This is a genomic window from Rhodocytophaga rosea (assembly GCF_010119975.1).
Classification (GTDB): domain Bacteria; phylum Bacteroidota; class Bacteroidia; order Cytophagales; family 172606-1; genus Rhodocytophaga; species Rhodocytophaga rosea.
Genome location: NZ_CP048222.1, coordinates 7780671 through 7796826, shown reverse-complemented (window position 1 = coordinate 7796826; position 16156 = coordinate 7780671). Strand labels below are relative to the sequence as shown.

General features: G+C 41.6%; 13 protein-coding genes. 4 read left to right on the top strand and 9 right to left on the bottom strand.

The annotated features are described in order from the left end of the window. Positions 1-9: 9 nt before the first annotated feature. Positions 10-1356: a site-specific DNA-methyltransferase gene (locus GXP67_RS31975; protein ID WP_162446873.1), complete on the bottom strand. Its 1347-nt coding sequence runs from the start codon at positions 1354-1356 to the stop codon at positions 10-12. A gap of 173 nt (positions 1357-1529) precedes the next feature. Between GXP67_RS31975 and GXP67_RS31970 the strand changes: the two genes are divergently transcribed. The 3 genes from GXP67_RS31970 to GXP67_RS31960 all read left to right on the top strand — a co-directional run bounded on the left by GXP67_RS31970 (position 1530) and on the right by GXP67_RS31960 (position 5429). After that, positions 1530-2627, top strand: a complete 1098-nt coding sequence (locus GXP67_RS31970) for a bifunctional 3-deoxy-7-phosphoheptulonate synthase/chorismate mutase type II (RefSeq protein WP_162446872.1) — start codon at positions 1530-1532, stop codon at positions 2625-2627. 135 nt (positions 2628-2762) lie between these two features. Next, on the top strand, positions 2763-4727 hold the full coding sequence (locus GXP67_RS31965) for a DUF3858 domain-containing protein (protein ID WP_162446871.1): 1965 nt from the start codon (positions 2763-2765) through the stop codon (positions 4725-4727). Between the two features lie 105 nt (positions 4728-4832). Then, positions 4833-5429, top strand: coding sequence for a DUF2939 domain-containing protein (locus tag GXP67_RS31960; RefSeq protein ID WP_162446870.1), 597 nt, complete (start codon positions 4833-4835; stop codon positions 5427-5429). Positions 5430-5542: 113 nt separating this feature from the next. Here the strand turns inward: GXP67_RS31960 and GXP67_RS31955 are convergent, their stop codons facing one another. From GXP67_RS31955 to GXP67_RS31930, 6 genes are all read right to left on the bottom strand, one after another. Further along, positions 5543-6178: a YdcF family protein gene (locus GXP67_RS31955; RefSeq protein WP_162446869.1), complete on the bottom strand. Its 636-nt coding sequence runs from the start codon at positions 6176-6178 to the stop codon at positions 5543-5545. A 173-nt stretch (positions 6179-6351) separates the two neighbouring features. Continuing rightward, positions 6352-7476: a multinuclear nonheme iron-dependent oxidase gene (locus GXP67_RS31950; protein ID WP_197901599.1), complete on the bottom strand. Its 1125-nt coding sequence runs from the start codon at positions 7474-7476 to the stop codon at positions 6352-6354. Between the two features lie 25 nt (positions 7477-7501). Continuing rightward, on the bottom strand, positions 7502-7669 hold the full coding sequence (locus tag GXP67_RS31945; protein WP_162446868.1) for a chryseobasin-related MNIO class RiPP peptide: 168 nt from the start codon (positions 7667-7669) through the stop codon (positions 7502-7504). Between the two features lie 137 nt (positions 7670-7806). Then, positions 7807-10248, bottom strand: coding sequence for a TonB-dependent receptor (locus tag GXP67_RS31940; protein WP_162446867.1), 2442 nt, complete (start codon positions 10246-10248; stop codon positions 7807-7809). A 207-nt stretch (positions 10249-10455) separates the two neighbouring features. After that, complete coding sequence (locus GXP67_RS31935; protein ID WP_162446866.1) at positions 10456-11625, bottom strand: hypothetical protein; 1170 nt, start codon at positions 11623-11625, stop codon at positions 10456-10458. A gap of 242 nt (positions 11626-11867) precedes the next feature. Continuing rightward, the gene (locus GXP67_RS31930; protein WP_162446865.1) at positions 11868-12782 is read right to left on the bottom strand and encodes a hypothetical protein; all 915 of its coding nucleotides are present in this window, start codon (positions 12780-12782) and stop codon (positions 11868-11870) included. Between the two features lie 244 nt (positions 12783-13026). On the opposite strand from GXP67_RS31930, the gene GXP67_RS31925 reads away from it, so the two are divergent. Continuing rightward, positions 13027-13923: a 3-keto-disaccharide hydrolase gene (locus tag GXP67_RS31925; protein WP_162446864.1), complete on the top strand. Its 897-nt coding sequence runs from the start codon at positions 13027-13029 to the stop codon at positions 13921-13923. 19 nt (positions 13924-13942) lie between these two features. On the opposite strand, the gene GXP67_RS31920 is transcribed toward GXP67_RS31925, so the two are convergent. Both GXP67_RS31920 and GXP67_RS31915 read right to left on the bottom strand, forming a co-directional pair. Continuing rightward, a complete protein-coding gene (locus GXP67_RS31920; protein WP_162446863.1) occupies positions 13943-14371 on the bottom strand; it encodes a response regulator in 429 nt (142 codons plus the stop codon). A 432-nt stretch (positions 14372-14803) separates the two neighbouring features. Further along, positions 14804-16141: a S41 family peptidase gene (locus GXP67_RS31915; protein WP_162446862.1), complete on the bottom strand. Its 1338-nt coding sequence runs from the start codon at positions 16139-16141 to the stop codon at positions 14804-14806. Positions 16142-16156 lie beyond the last annotated feature (15 nt).

Genomic DNA, 16156 nt, shown 5'->3' with positions numbered 1-16156 from the left:
TATATACAATCAACTCTCTGCTACCCGCCAGTACGACAAATTGCCACCCGTGCCTTTTACATACCGCCCATTTCTGGTTTCGTATCCTCCAATTACCCGTCGCAGCCGCTCGTAACATACTTTTTCACAAATGCCATTTTCATTATTTGTACACAAAATGAAGTGGTGTTGTGTACCCTGTTGCTGGTTGAGGCGCAGTACTGCATGGCCGGTCGTACCTGAACCGGCAAAAAAATCCAGAATAGTAAGCTGTTTTCCAGGCATCAGATTGATAACAAACTCAATCAGATCAACCGGTTTGGGATGTGTAAATATATCTTCATGCAAAATATCTTTTAGTTCATTGCTTCCTTTAGAATTAATAAATTCGATCATGGCCCGGTGAGGCAGTTCCCGAACCCTCTTTTGGTCCTGGTTATCTACATACTGGTACTGCTTAATATATACTTTCCACTGCTTTGCATTGCGTTTAAATACTATATAATCATTAGCTAGCCCCCACTCAAATTTTTCACGGTTCCAGCGCCAGGTATTGGGCCGCCCGAAAGCTCCTCCAGGCCATAATTCGGTACCATCCGGAGCCTGTATGGGATAATCCAGGCTTGCACTGTAACTGCCTTTGTAATCCAGGTCACGCAGGTAATACTTGCCCCGGTGCGCCACAAATGTATCCTGATGCCTGTATTTGGCATCTGATTCTACATCCAGAGGCAACTTATTGAATTTTTGTTTGGAGCTATCTTTGGTATAACAGAGCATGTAATCAAACTCTATGGCAATTTTTCCGCTATCATGCCCGCTGCCGGTTTTGCATTTGCGGATAAAGTTGGCCACAAAATTCTTTTCTCCGAAAATCTCATCACAGAGCAATTTGGTCTGCGCTAGTTCGGTATCATCAATACTGACAAAGATGGCACCCGAGGGAGATAATAATTGCCTGGCTAAACGAAGGCGTTTTTCCATAAAAGCAATCCAGCGGCTATGCCGGTAAGCAGCTTCCTGGTCTGAAAAGCGGTCTTTAAATTTAAAATCGCGGTTGCCGGTATTATACGGCGGATCAATATAGATGAGGTCTATTTTCTGCCGGTGGGTTTGCAGCAATATATATAAGGAATGGTAATTATCTCCTTCGATCAGCCAGTGCAGCGGCGACGTCTCTGAGGTATAAATGCGTTTTTCAGTTACTTCCCGCAAATACAATTCCTGTGGTGGCACAGATTCGCCATCTGCTTGCTTTTCCCATACCAGGCCATATTTTTTCTGAGGATTATTTTCTTCCAGCAAGGCAATCACTGTTTTCAATCTCTCATTTTCACGCATCAGGTCCTCAATGCTGGGATACTTATTTCCGATCATATACTATGGCTTGTAGATACAGCAAACAGAAACTGCTGCAATTTGTAATATATCCTAATAAAATTATATTATTCTGAATATAGTGCAAAATTATTAGCATCTATAATATTAAATTTATTATTTTTACAAACTATTTGCCGGAATTTGGCTCCGGTACCAAACGTTACATCTATATGTCTGCTAATTTAACATTTAAACCTCTTTCTTCGTGGATCAAATATGATCAGAAGCCATTGGTTATTGCCGGTCCTTGCAGTGCTGAAACAGAAGAACAACTGCTTAATACAGCCCGTGCCCTCAAAAAGTTGAACGTCGATGCCCTTCGTGCAGGTATCTGGAAACCCCGTACCCGTCCGAACAGCTTTGAAGGAAATGGTGTAGTGGCGCTGCCCTGGATTCAAACCGTAAAAAAAGAGGTAGGTCTGCCCTTTGCCGTAGAAATTGCTACGCCCCAGCATATTGAGGAAGCCTTAAAATATGGCGTGGATATTCTCTGGATTGGTGCCCGCAGCACCGTAAATCCTTTTAATGTACAGGAAATTGCAGATGCCCTCAGAGGGGTGAAAGTGCCTGTACTGATTAAAAACCCAATCAATCCGGAACTGGCTCTGTGGATTGGTGCCATTGAGCGTATTTACAATGCAGGGGTTGAGAATATTGCGGCCATTCACCGTGGGTTCTCTACATTCCAGAAAGGCAAATACCGTAACGACCCGTTCTGGCAGATTCCAATTGAACTTAAAACTATTTTCCCTGACCTTCCGATCATCTGCGATCCTAGCCACATCGGCGGAAAGCGGGATCTGATATTCGACCTTTCCCAGAAAGCGCTGGATCTGAACTATGATGGCTTGATGATTGAAACGCATTTAGATCCGGATAATGCATGGAGCGATGCTGCCCAGCAAGTTACGCCAGACCGTCTGGCTGAAATTCTGTCTGACCTTAAAATCCGCCAGGCAAGCAGCAACGATGCTTTCTTTGTGAATAAACTCGAAGAAATCCGTAGCCAGATCGACCGGGTAGACCGCGAACTGATCGAAGTACTGGCTGCACGGATGTCGCTGGTAGAAAAATTAGGTGAATACAAAAAAGAAAACAACGTAGCAATTTTCCAGGTAGAACGCTGGAATGAAGTGTTCAAATCCCGTCCGGAATGGGCTGCCAAAATGAATGTGCATGAAGATTTTGTAGCAGACCTTTTCAAACTGATTCACTTAGAATCTATCCGTAAGCAAACGGAAGTAAGCGAACGGACGATCGTTAAATAATCTATATTCCTTATGATACTCTAAAAACAGCCAGTATTGCTCTTTGCAGACTGGCTGTTTTATATTACCCCACCTCCCTCCCGGCCACCCCACCTAAATTTTAATTTAAGTTTTCAACAATTTTTAGGTAACGCTATGATTTCAACTTTTTTCTGCCTGCACAACCGTGTGTACAGGACTTTCTTTGCCCTTCTTCTAACTGTTTCTTTTACGCAATCCGGCCTTGCCCAGTCTCAGGGTCCTCCTATGAAATGGGGAAAAGTATCCGATAGGGACTTAGCCTTGAAATTTGTTGATTATGATAGTGCGGCTACCGCTGTGGTTCTGAACGATTATGGCACCATTACTTTCACCTATGGAAGTCATATCGTGATCCAACGGCATACACGTATTAAAATCCTGGACCGCAAAGCACTCGACCGGGCCAATATTACCCTGCCTTATTATGTGGGAAATGAACTGGAAAAAATCACAGATATCAAAGCCCAGACTATCAATGTGAATGCCCAGGGCAAAACTACTTTCCATGAGCTCTCAGATAAGCAGGTGTTCGACATAAAAATCAATGAAAACTGGCAGGAGAAAAGATTCACCTTGCCCTCTGTCAGCGAAGGTTCTATCATCGAATATAAATATACCACCCTTTCCAAGAACTTTTCTTTTCTAGACGCATGGGTGTTTCAACACGATATTCCTACCCTGCACAGCGAATTGCTGGCAAGTATCGGGCAGGATCTCGATTACAGGCTTTTACTGCAAGGCGTACGCCTACTGCATAAATATTCTGAAAAAAATTCCAACCGCTGGATGCTCGATAACCTGCCTGCTTTAATTGACGAACCTTTTACGGCAAACTACATGGATTATGCAGAAAAAATCCGCTTTCAACTGGCAGGCTATTACAAAAGTAAAGATGGCATTGGCGGAGGTCTTGAATATGTAACAACCATGACTACCTGGGAAAAATTAGCCCAGGAAGTGCTGGAAGACCAGGATTATAGTTCCTATTTAAACCGCAGGAATGTGGCTTCTAAAATAATTGAGAAAATAAACACCTCTGAAAGCACCGACAGGGTACAGCAAATTTATGACTATGTAAAGAACAATATACGCTGGAATGGTTTGTACAGAATATACCCTAAAAAAAGTATTGCTGAACTGCTGGAAACCAAAGAAGGCAGCAGTGTGGAGATCAACCTTTTGCTTACCCTATTGCTTTCTGAAGCCGGGTTTACCGCTAACCCAGTGCTGGTGAGTACCAGGGAGCATGGCAAACCGCAACGCACCTATCCCCTGCGCTCCCAGTTCAACCATGTAATTGTACACGTACTGGTTGGCGATAAAACCTATTTATTGAATGCTACTGATCCACTCCGCTCTTATAAGATCTTAGATAAAGAAGACCTGAATATAGCCGGTTTCCTGCTTGATAAAAATCAACCCAGGTGGATAGAAATTAAGCCCACAATTGAAACAAGAGACGTGATCGTAATGACAGCAGATTTGTCAGACATAAAAAATCCTACATACCAGGCAGATGTCAATTTTAAGGGATATTCGTCTTTAGACCACAAAAAGGCTTTCCTCAAACTGGGCAAAGATGCCTATATCAAGAAGCAGACAACGGCCAGCTTAACAGATTATACCCTCACAAATTTTTCGCCTTCGCCTGTAGAAGATGCCGAGCAGGATTTTAGGACTGTATATCAGTTTACTTCAGATCAGATCGATCCCGACGCAAAAATGCTATATATTAAGCCGGTATTACTTCACTCTTTCCAGGAAAATCCATATAAACAAGTCGACCGGCGCTTACCGGTAGAACATGATTATCAGGTTGGGTTTAATTATATTCTCAACATGAAAATTCCGGCAGGTTACCAGGTTCAGGAATTACCTAAATCCATTTTAGTCCGTTTGCCGGAAAATAAAGGTGATTTCAAATATGACATTAAGCACAGTGGGCAACAGATACAGCTTTCTACCAGTGTTACGATTAAACCATTCCTGCAACCGGCGGATTATTTCTTGTATCTAAAAGAGTTTCATAACCAGGTAATGGCCAAATTCAACGAGTTTATCGTCCTTCAAAAACAGTAGCAACTATATGTTATTACACTTGTTTTTTTACAAAAAGCAGTATAACTGTTTGTCAGGGCGGACAGAAAATAGTAAATTTATAGATTAAGTTTTAATGATTGAGCCATGAAAATGTATACCAGAGTTCTGCCTGCTTTATTGCTGGTACTGGCAGTTGTTTACTTTTTTATCTATAAACAAATGCCTGAATATTCACTGCATCAAATCAAAAAAGCGGCTGAACAACACGATCAGGAAAAGTTTGAAAAATTTGTAGATGTGCATGCTTTATCAGAAAGTCTGGCCATCCAATTTATCTCCTATTCCAGTGCCGACAGATCAGAAGAACTGGTAGATCCGGCTTTGAAAAGATCTGTGTCTGTTGCCTCATCTACCGAGTTAAACAGAACTTTTCAGGAGATTGTAGCAGATTATGTACAAAATGGCAAGTACAGCAATGATGCCGAGCTAGGTGGACAAACTGGAGAAACATCACCGGGAGTTATGCTGATGCAGTTGCAGGATTATATTGTGAGTAAATTAGAATTTGATGGTTTCCGTACGATTGATAAGCAGGATGGATTTGCGGATGTAACTGCCGATTTTTATATGCCGCAAAAAAATATATCCCTCGGGCTTCGTATGAAAATGGCTGATAAAGGCAAGCACTGGCAAATTGTAGAAATCGAAAACCTGAGTGAGTTTCTCAAGCAAATGCAATAATAAATTTCTTAAAAATCAAAAGTCAAATCAATAAAAGCCTGGTTTTTCAGCCAGGCTTTTTTATGTTAAGATTTATAAAGGGTGTATTAATCTGAAACCAATTAATACACCCTTTACAGGCTTTCTTTCAATGTATGATACGCTTCCATGATCTGGTCTGGAATACTAATACTGCTCATAAATCCTTTAGCAGGATAAGTAAGCAAACGTTCTGTTTCACCCACTAACTGTACATCCAGATTTTCACCTTTGGAGGCAAACATTTCCCATTCTGCCTGGTAACTGGTTTCTGGTGGGCAATTGATCCAGGTAACCTGCGAAAAATACAACTGGCAGGTATGAAATACCCTTCGTTGCCGGTATGCATTCGCTACAATAATTACCCTCTGCATACTGGTATCAAATGCCAGATGGGGATACTTGGTTTGCAGAAGTGCTGCAGTAAACCGCAGATTTTCGCCCGTATTGGCAGATGTTGATTCAGTAATCACTACCGGTTTAGGAATCGAGGGATAGGTTTGATAAAGTACTTTTGTAAAATATAAGGCTTCAGGTTCACCTAAATCTGCTGTTCCTGCCCCCATACCGCCAGTAAAAATGATCTGTGGAGCCATTCCTGCCAAATAAAGTTCGCCACACTTGGCTGGAATTTTCGGATCGAAATGACCAAAACCGATAACCACATCTGCTTTTGAAACAGGGTCTCTCAGATATAAATACTCAAAAACAGTTTCTGCCGGCGATTTCATTCAGAAATGAAGAATAGGTTGTTCATAGGCAGAATATTTATTTTACCTATGATGGGCTAAAATAGGTAATGATATGATAGAAAGTAAGTACAGGGAAAGTAAATATTGTGCCTCTCAGAAAGTGGTAAATGAATTCAGTGATGAGCAAACATTTCAAGGATGGTTACCACTCACTATTTCTTCCATTTCCGGGCAATATGAATGGCAGTTTCAATCATGGCCGGGTCCCAGCTTTCGATATTCCAGGCAGTATGCGCTAAACTGGATGCTTTCAATAGCCTGTTTGTCTCTTCATAGGAAGAAGAGGTTTCTAAAATTTCCGACAATTCCCGTTGTTGTGCATAGAGTTCCTGGTTTTCTACAAAAGTTTCCGGGAGAGTAATGGATGGTGGGATAAATGGGTTTTCTGAAGAGTTTGCAATCGTTTGATTGTTATCCTCCACAATTTGTTTCATTTGCACAAAATTCTGATAAAAAGCAGCTTTACTTTCCTGCGTTTTTAAGGCAATACCTAATTGTTCCAGCACCACATATTTCAGATTGGGACATACCGGTATAGTTTTTTCTAATAGATGAAATACTTCGGGTGGTACAGCCTGATCATGGGTATCCCTGCGGATGATCCGTTCAGATTGTTTCCCTGATTTTTCCCAGCTGCCTCCCGAAATATGAATTTCTCTAACCCGTTCCAGCGGATAAGATGAAAGAAGTTGCTCAAAATCCATGAAGAAATTATGCATCTGGCAAAACAGGTTATGCAGATCAAGTATAATAAAGCCGTTCACCGGTTCAATCAGCCTTTCGAGAAATTCTCCCTGCTGTTTTACTTGTTCCAGTGAAGCAGCAAACGCCAGATTTTCCAGCCCAACCGGACAAGAGCAAGCCTCCTGTATTCTGGCCAGACGATCCCTGCCAATAGCTAAAGTAGCAGGTGAATACGGTACGCACATAGGAGCTCCCTGATGAAAACTCTGTCCGGTCATAAAGCCAAAATGTTCGGTAATATGGTCAAAGTGAAATTCTGCAGATAACTGTTTTAGCTGCGAAAGCCACTGATACTGCTCCTTAGACCATTTGCCTGACAAAAGGGAGAAAAATACGCCATGGCCAATCAGCCTTTCTTCTTTGCTGAAGGCAGTAAGCAGCCTGGCAAACCAGCCTGGGGTATGCCAGATATTAAACAGGGTGTCAAATGACCATTCAATGGCATCTACCTGGGACTCTTCCAGCAAAGGAATGCTGGCCGAAAGTATATGAACATCCAGATTACAGGCAACCGATGATAGAATCTTAGCCAATAGTTATAGAAGTATAGTGAACAATTTAACCCATGCCACAACCCGGACAACTGTCAGGTATAGTACCTTCTGGTTCATTTTTGGATCCTTGTTCTGACTCTGGCTGTGGAGCTTCTTCAGCGGTTAAACAAGATGTGGTTTCAAGGGCAATGCCCAGCAGAATGGCGCCAAGCAGCGTTTTTGAGAGTTTCATAGATGGGTACGTTTAGGTTCTCTTCCCTCTTATGACCCTGCTATATGCCTAATAGTTGCAACAAACTACGATCAGACGTCAATAAAAATTCCCGGTTATGGGCCGGGAACCTGTTCAGAAAATTACCAGTTTAGAAATTAATTATTACCTCCAGCCCGGTTTAGTTCATCCAGATTGGTATTGCGTTTTTTCATTTCAAATGAAGCACCCTTGGTAAAGCGGTAGCGCAGGTTCAGGCGAATACCCCGTGAGCCAAAATACTGGTCAAACTCATTTACATTGCCATTGTAATTGGCGGCTCCTACTACTTGCCTGGTTTTAAATATATCGGTAACATTCAGAGCTAATTCCAGTTTGTCCTCCATGAAGGAACGTTTCAGGCCGGCATCTACCCACCACATTCCTGAAATTCTGTACAAGCCATAGGCAAGCGGCCCCTGGTATACACCATTCAGTTCTAAGCTAAGCTTTTTGGGTAATTGTATGGTACTCGTTGACTGCGCATAGAAAAAGAACTGCTGGTTGCGGAGCGTATTTCCCTGTTGTTCTACACTATAATCTTGATAGGCAGCTGTCAGGTTATTATTGATTTCCCATTTTTTAGCCACTTTAACAGGAATCACCAGGTTCGCATTCATATTTTTGAACATCTTCACGTTGGTCTGCTGGAAAATGGTAGTCCTGGTTTCAGTAAACTGCTCGGGAATTTCTGCAATAAAGTTTTTTGTCAGCGAATAGCCAAGGGTAAGGATATAGCTGTTTTTCAGGGTCTGGGTCAGTTCAAAAGAATTGGTATAGGCCGGACGTAAATTAGGATTTCCCTGGGCATAGGTATAGGGATCGAGGTAGAATACAAAAGGGTTCATAGCCTCATATCTCGGCCGGCTGATCCGACGGCTGTATTTGTAGGCGATCTGGTAATTCTTAGTAATGTTATTGAGCAGGAATATACTTGGAAACCAGTCCAGGTAATTACGGGTAAAAACTGTACCTGTCGTGAGCAGATTGCCTTTTCCTACGGTCTGTTCCGCCCGTAAGCCACTTTGCAAACTCCATTTCTTGGCGAGCTTGGTATTAAAATTTACATACCCGGCATAAATATTTTCCTTGTAAATAAAATGAGAAGTACGCCTTACATCGGGAATGCGCAGGTTTTCGGCGTCGGTAAAAAACATCAGGTTATTATCCGAAACTACATGACTGGCTTTAGCCCCCAGTTCCAGTTTAGTATCCTTAGAAAATGGTTTTGCAAAATCTGTTTTGGCTGAAAATATATCAAAATTGCTTGGGTTATCACTGCTTAACAACACCAGCCGGGGAAGGGCATCGCCATTGATTTGAGCGTACTGGTTAATAAACCTGGAATCTGCATTATTAGTTATCCGGACATAATCGATATCGCCAGTTAAGGTAGTACCCGTTGTATCGAGTTTGCCTATGTAATGGGCATTAAAGGTACTGTTTGAAAACTCGCCATCTATCAGGTTAGTGGCTGTAATCAGTGAATCTAAGGCAGGATCACCATTTCCCTGAAAAGTAGATGTTTTAAACTGGCTGTCAAAAGTCTGGTAATATAAATTGGCACTAATACCTACACTGTGTTTATCTGAAATATCATAATCTGTTCCCAACCGCACAGAAGGTGCCAGCCGGATATCTTCCTGGCGGCCATTCATATTGAACCTGACACTGGTTTCAGGGGTGTTAAATTCCCTGTTGAAGGCAGCATTTCGGAAAAAAACACGCCTGGACAGATCGGCATTCACAAATGAACTCCACTTGCCTTTTTTATAATTGATATTAGCTCCGGATGAGTAACTTGTCATGCCGTTATATTGCCCGCCTATATTTACACTTCCATTCATGCCGGTCAGGGTATTTTTTTTCAGATTGATATTCAGAATACCTGCTGTTCCTTCTGCATCGTATTTGGAAGAAGGATTGGTGATGATTTCAATGTCTTTCAGGTTTTCGGCAGACATCCCTTGCAGGAAATTCTGTAATTCCTTGCCAGTTAGATACGTGAGTTTGCCATCAATCATGATCCGGATGCCGCCTTTTCCATTCAGCTGGATATTACCATCCTGGTCGATAAAAACGCCGGGAGATTTGGCCAGTACTTCATAAGCCGTATTTCCGGCAGCTAAAGCGGTTCCTTCTACACTCACCACCAGTTTATCAGCATGACTCGTAATGGTAGGCCGCATAGATTGTACGGTTACTTCCTGCAATACTTTGGTATCTTGCTTGAGGGAAAGTTTACCAAAATTCTTTGAAAACTCTGTTCCGCTTACGTCAAAGGGCGGTGTATCGAGCTGGGCATATCCAATTACACTTACCCGTAACTTATATTTTCCGGCAGCAGGTGTTTTTAACTCAAACTTTCCAGCATCGTCTGTTACCGCTCCGGTTACCATTTTATTATCTGCCGTTTGCAGAATAGCAACGGTAGCAAAAGGTAGCGCAATCCCGGTATCATCCTGCACCACCCCTGAAAGTTTGCCTGTATTCTGGGCAAACCCTACCTGTGAGGGGAGCAACAGGAGACACAAAGAAAGTAGGAGATAAAGTTTTTTCATTGTAAATTATTTACTTTTAAAATGAACATACAATTCCAGCACCAGATAAAAGAAAGCCTCTTTTTATCTGGTTTCTAACAATATTATACTTAAAATACTATGCGGAGATAGGGATTTGTGTTAAACGGCCGTACTGCCCGGATATATGGTTTTCAGCATTTTACAAAATCACCCATATTGCGGGGTATATACCAGTATTGCGAAATTTTAATCCCTGTTGCGTTTTCTGTCAAATCCGTGGATTTTCAGGTCGATGTAGTTATTAATACTTTCGTAGGTATAGCCTTTGTTTTTGGCTTCTGCAATAAAGTCGGCATTCACGCCATGAATTTTAGCTTCTATCAATTTATTGATTGTAAGATTGGTAAAGCCAGCCTCTTTCAATTCCTGAATATAGGTTGAATTCACGCCATGAATTTTTACCTCAATAATTTTATCCAGGCCCAGATTGGTATATCCCAGCGACTCAATTTGTTTGATGCTTACCGGATCAATGCCGTGTATTTTTGCTTCCAGAATTTTATCTATGCTCAGGTTAGTAAAGCCAGCTTTATTTAAACTTTCGATATAGGCGGAATTTACGCCATGAATTCTGGCTTCCATCATTTTTTTCATACTCAGATTGGTAAAACCACCGGATCTGATATCCTCAATGTATTCACTAGTGAGCCCATGAATTCTGGCTTCTATAACCTCCTGGATGGAGGGCATTTTATTGCTGTATTTCTCAAATAAGCCTACATATTCCTGAAAGCGCCTCTGGGTAACACCATGAATGGCCAGTTCCAGCAGACGGTCGCCGTCTAGCTGAGTATAGGTTTTCTTCAGATAGGCTACATAGTCTTTTGTCATGTCTCCCATAAAAAGGTGAAACAGTAAATTCTCATCTTGACTTATGATGGCATTGTCTGCCAGGTAATTTTTAAAAGCGGCATCTTCTGTAAACTCATAACTTCCGTCGCTTTCCGGTGTTTCCAGTTTTCCGTTTAATGTAAGTGTACCTGCTTCACGGGTCAATTGATATACATCTGGCTGCTTTTTGGTAAATAGGGCATGTTCAAAGCATCTGCTCATGTTCCAGCTCCTGGAGTCAAGGTCTTCTTTAAATTCAATGCAGTAATACATTTTTGTTTTATGGCTAATCCAGTAGCCTTTGGACATATCCCGGTCACGGCTCTTTTTAAGATGCACTGGCGCAGCAGCTTGCACTTGTTCCACTTCTGAAAATGGCTGCCTGTCTTTAGGTCCGTACACATCGTCAAACAAAGTCATGTTTGAAGCAGGGTTTGCCGTAATACAAATGATACCTAAGATAAAAAAAGCCAGACCAACAGTTTTTGTAAAGAAGGCAGAAAGGAAAGGGGTTGGGTGAATCATGGGTATATTTTAATTTAGCCATACAAGAATTACCGGAGGGAATTAAACCGGAAATAAACTGTTGGGGAAACCTCAGCAATACAGGAAGGTTACAGGCTAAACTAAAATATTTTTATTCTATATGTTTATTGATCAGGATAGAAGACAAGCGTATTTATCTGAATCGAATTATAACTGGCTTTTTAGAAGAAATCCAAAGCAGGAATTGGTAACAGAACAGGTGTGTTTAATGCATTCAGGTTTTAAAGAATTCCGGAAACGACTGGCATCAGTTTACCTTCCGGATTGCCTTCCCACTTGGCATAATTATTTCCACCTTTGGCTTCTGCCCGCGCCTGATGCACCGCAACAGTTGCAGACTTAATTTCGAAAGGAGTTCCCACCAGCAGGCTTCCTACATCTGTCCGCCAGGAGCCAGTAGAAGTTCGTCCGGGTTCACCTTTTCCGGAAGCAGCCCTGTGGTCAAAATCCCATAGGTCATACCACCACATAGACCCATCAAAACTCCAGTCAGCATTGGTTCCATCTGCATCAGGATTCCATACTTTGAGTTTGCCCCACGCATATACTGTAAAGTTACCGAGCGTGCCACTGGTATTACATGCCCCCAGCATACTAAAGCTTACATCGCTTTCGATAGATTCTTTCAAACGGGTCGGATCGCTTCCTGCATTTCTTGCAATCTCTGCTCCCATCTGATTCACAAACCTGAGAAATTGAGGCGAACGTTTATCGTTTCCAAAATCAATCAGGGCATTACATTGAGTCATACCGAGAGAAGTAAGCCCGAATTCAGTTCCATTTCCATCCCGGTAATGATCAAGCAGGGTTTTGGGGAGTTGCACCGAAAAATTGAATTTAGCCCCCTGATGGAGAAGCCCACCTATTACATCCAAGTCTTTCCAGCCTTCCCGCTGAATCACAGGAGAAGGGGTTGAATGAATCTGAGTTGTCTGGTCAGCAGGTTTGGTTTGCAGAGGAATTCCCTGCTTATATCCATACATCGCCTGCATTACCTCCGCACCGTATCCATTGGTATGGAATGTAGCATTCTCGTTACCATAGCTTACTTGCTGCTTATTTTGCTGCGCTTCCTGGTGCTGGCTTTCCCTCCGGCGAAGAATGACTTTATTTTGGGCTGATTCCTCTTTAGACATGCAAAGAATTATTCAATAATGGAGACTGTAAGTGTAATTTGATTTATAAAGAATTGATTCAAAAAGCAATTCCAGGCTGATATTTTTTCATTTATAGAACACTCTCCAACCTATATTTCGTTTCTGCCAAAACAGGTGAATTTTGTTTTATTCCTCACTTTAATTCAAAAATAGGAGAATGTTTACGCACACTCAATTAAATCTGTATATTCGGGGATTGACAGCATTATTGTACACCTAAGCCATGAAAAAAAGTAACTTTTTTATTGTTTTTACCTCTCTGTTTCTCATCCTCTTCACCACAGGTTATTTATGGATACAGCCTAAAGCTGACCCTGATAAAAAAGAATGGAAGCCATTGTTTAACGGAAAAAATCTGGAGGGTTGGGACATAAAAATTGCCGGGCATCCTTTAAATGAAAATTACAAAAATACGTTCAGGTTTGAAAATGGCATGGTCCGGATCTCCTACGATGAATATGACCGTTTTAATGACAAATATGGCCATATGTATTACAAAGAGCCTTTTTCGCACTATATCCTGCGCTTTGAATACCGTTTCACCGGCAAACAAACACCCGGCGGCGCCAGCTGGAACGTACGCAACAGTGGAATCATGTTTCATTCGCAGTCAGCCAAAAGCCTTACTCTGGGCCAGGAGTTTCCGGTATCTCTGGAATATCAGACTTTAGGAGGTTTAGATAAAGGTGAACGGCATACAGGCAATTTATGTACACCCGGCACTATTGTGCATATGGATGGCAAACTCAATCCTAACCATTGTATTGATTCAGATTCTAAAACGTATAATGGCGATGGCTGGGTAAAAGGACAGATTCTTGTTCTGGGCGATTCACTTATTTCGCATATCGTGGAGGGCGATACAGTCCTTAGCTATCAGCAGCCGCAGATTGGAGAAGCAAACTGGGCACAGGGGAAAGAAGATGCATATTCAGCAATATGGAAAAGCAAAAATGGGCAAGCACTCAAAGAAGGTTATATTGCTTTGCAGGCGGAAAGTCATCCCATTGATTTCCGTAACGTTGAACTCCTCAATTTGAAAGGTTGCATGAATAAAAACTGCCCGAACTACAAATCATATTATGTAGTACCAGGGCCATGTAATTGTAAGAAGAAATAACATCCGTACAATATCTGTATTAAGCCTGTTTTTTTGAGGAAGTAAGCGGGGCAAAGCAGCGGGTGACCATCTTTCTTACCTTATCAATAGTAAGTGGTTTAACCAGGTAATATCCCGCCTGGAACTGGGCTGCCTTCGTAATGTCGCTGGTATCTTCGGAGGAAGATAACATGATTACCGTATAGTTTTGCTGATAGGTTTCTCTCAGTTCCTGGAGAAATTCAAACCCATCCATGCCAGGCATCCTGATATCAAGCAAAATCAAATCAACATCCTCCTGGGTGGAAGCATTTTCTTTAGGCAAGCTATTAATATATGACAAGGCTTGCTCTGCATTTTTACAAAGAACAATCTCTTTGGCAATACCCATTTGCAATAGAATCGTTTTACTCAAAAAAGCATCTATTTCCTCATCTTCTACTAACAATACTTTATTAAATTGTTTCATAAGGCAGGTTTATCAGCTATGGGAATGGTGGCAGTACGGTCAAATTATTTAATACTTACCTGGAAAAGGCAGAATATCGGAGTAGCACTCATGTCTGATAAATTCGGACTAATACATATACATATACGAAAATCAGAAAAAAAGTTTAAAGATATTATGTATTTATACCAATATCCGTATAAATACGCACCTTATAATTCAGTTTACTGTATATTTTAAATCAGATATTGACAAGCACCCTTACAGAACTGATAGTCATCAAATCTTTTACTTGTAGTGTATAAAATAAAAAGCCTTCCAAACTGAAAGGCTCTTTACACACATAGCTGTTGAAGGATATTCATCCTAAATTGATAGCTATATATGGGCTATTCATCGAAAAAGAAACCGGATTCATCAACTATAATCCATGTTTTGATTGGTTTTAAATTTTTATTTGGATTTGTATACCGGAATTTCCCGGCCATCCCGCCAGTGTAATTTGAGCAGCGAAAAATTCTTGCCATCCTCTTTTATAAATTCTACATGCACCTGCTCATTCAATACAAACCAGTCTTTTTTGATTTCCTGCAATTGGGTAATTTGGTTGCCCCTGCCGGTATTTTTACAATAGAGCTTTTCCTCCTGCAAATAAACAATTAAACCATTGTAATCTCCTGTATAATGGGCAAGCGCTTGTTGATCTATCGTATGAGTATTACTTGTTGCGTCTAGTGCATGTACTGCCCATAATAGTTTGCGTTTCTGTTTATCATCGGTTGCTTGCTGAATGAATTGCTGTAAAATTAATTTATGCGCCATTTGCAAAGCCTCTTCTGCTGAAGCAGCCATATCGGGAATAACGCCGGTGCCTTCCCAATTGGTTTTTGAATAGGGATTTATAGATTGGGCAAAGGGAAGATGCAGAATAAAGCCATCACCCAGCACAAATGGACCAGCCGGATGAGCACCACCACCTGTCGTATCCCCTACTACTGTAGCCCGTTTAGACTGTTGCATGCTGTAAGCAAAATCTTCTCCGGCAGAGAAAGTGCTGCTACTGGTCAGAATATATACTGGCATGGATAAGGTTACTCCTTCGGCACGAGCCGGGTCAGCCCAATATACACTGCTACTGTCGATACGCCGGTTATAAATACTGGTAAATGGCGTGGAAACGGAGAAAAAATAGCTGCCAAGCTGACCTACCATTTCCGGACTGCCTCCCCCATTGTATCGGAGATCTAATATCAAGGCTTGTGTATGAGATAAAAAGCGTAATGCCGAAGAAAAACTGGGTTTGGCCAGGGAAACAAACCGGGTAAAGCTATAAACAGGCAGATAACCTATATTACCATCTAATATTTCTACCCGGTTCAACCCAAAATTCGATTCTCTGGCAGAAAGCAAAGCCAGTGAATCTTCTCTTCTTCGCTTATCAGGATTTACTTCCAGAATGGCTTTCGAAAGATCAGGATCATAGCTCATGTATAAATGGCCATCTGCATAAATACTTTCCATATCCCTGGTAAGTTGCCCAGCCAATTGGTGCGCATCTTTAATTGTCCGATATATCCCTTTCTTGCGTTGCTGTTGCAGGTGCTGACCCATCTGTACGGCTTTGTCTGGAAAAATATAATACCGCTCTAAAGTCTGGCTGATCGTATCAATCAGCTTTCTTGTAACTGCAGGGGTTATAACTGGCTTAGGCAAAGCAGTTTGAGATAATGCCTGGAACGATTGTAATAAACCGGCAAAGCAGATCAGGAAACAAAGGAGCAGTGTTTTCATAGTTGATGAGTGGCG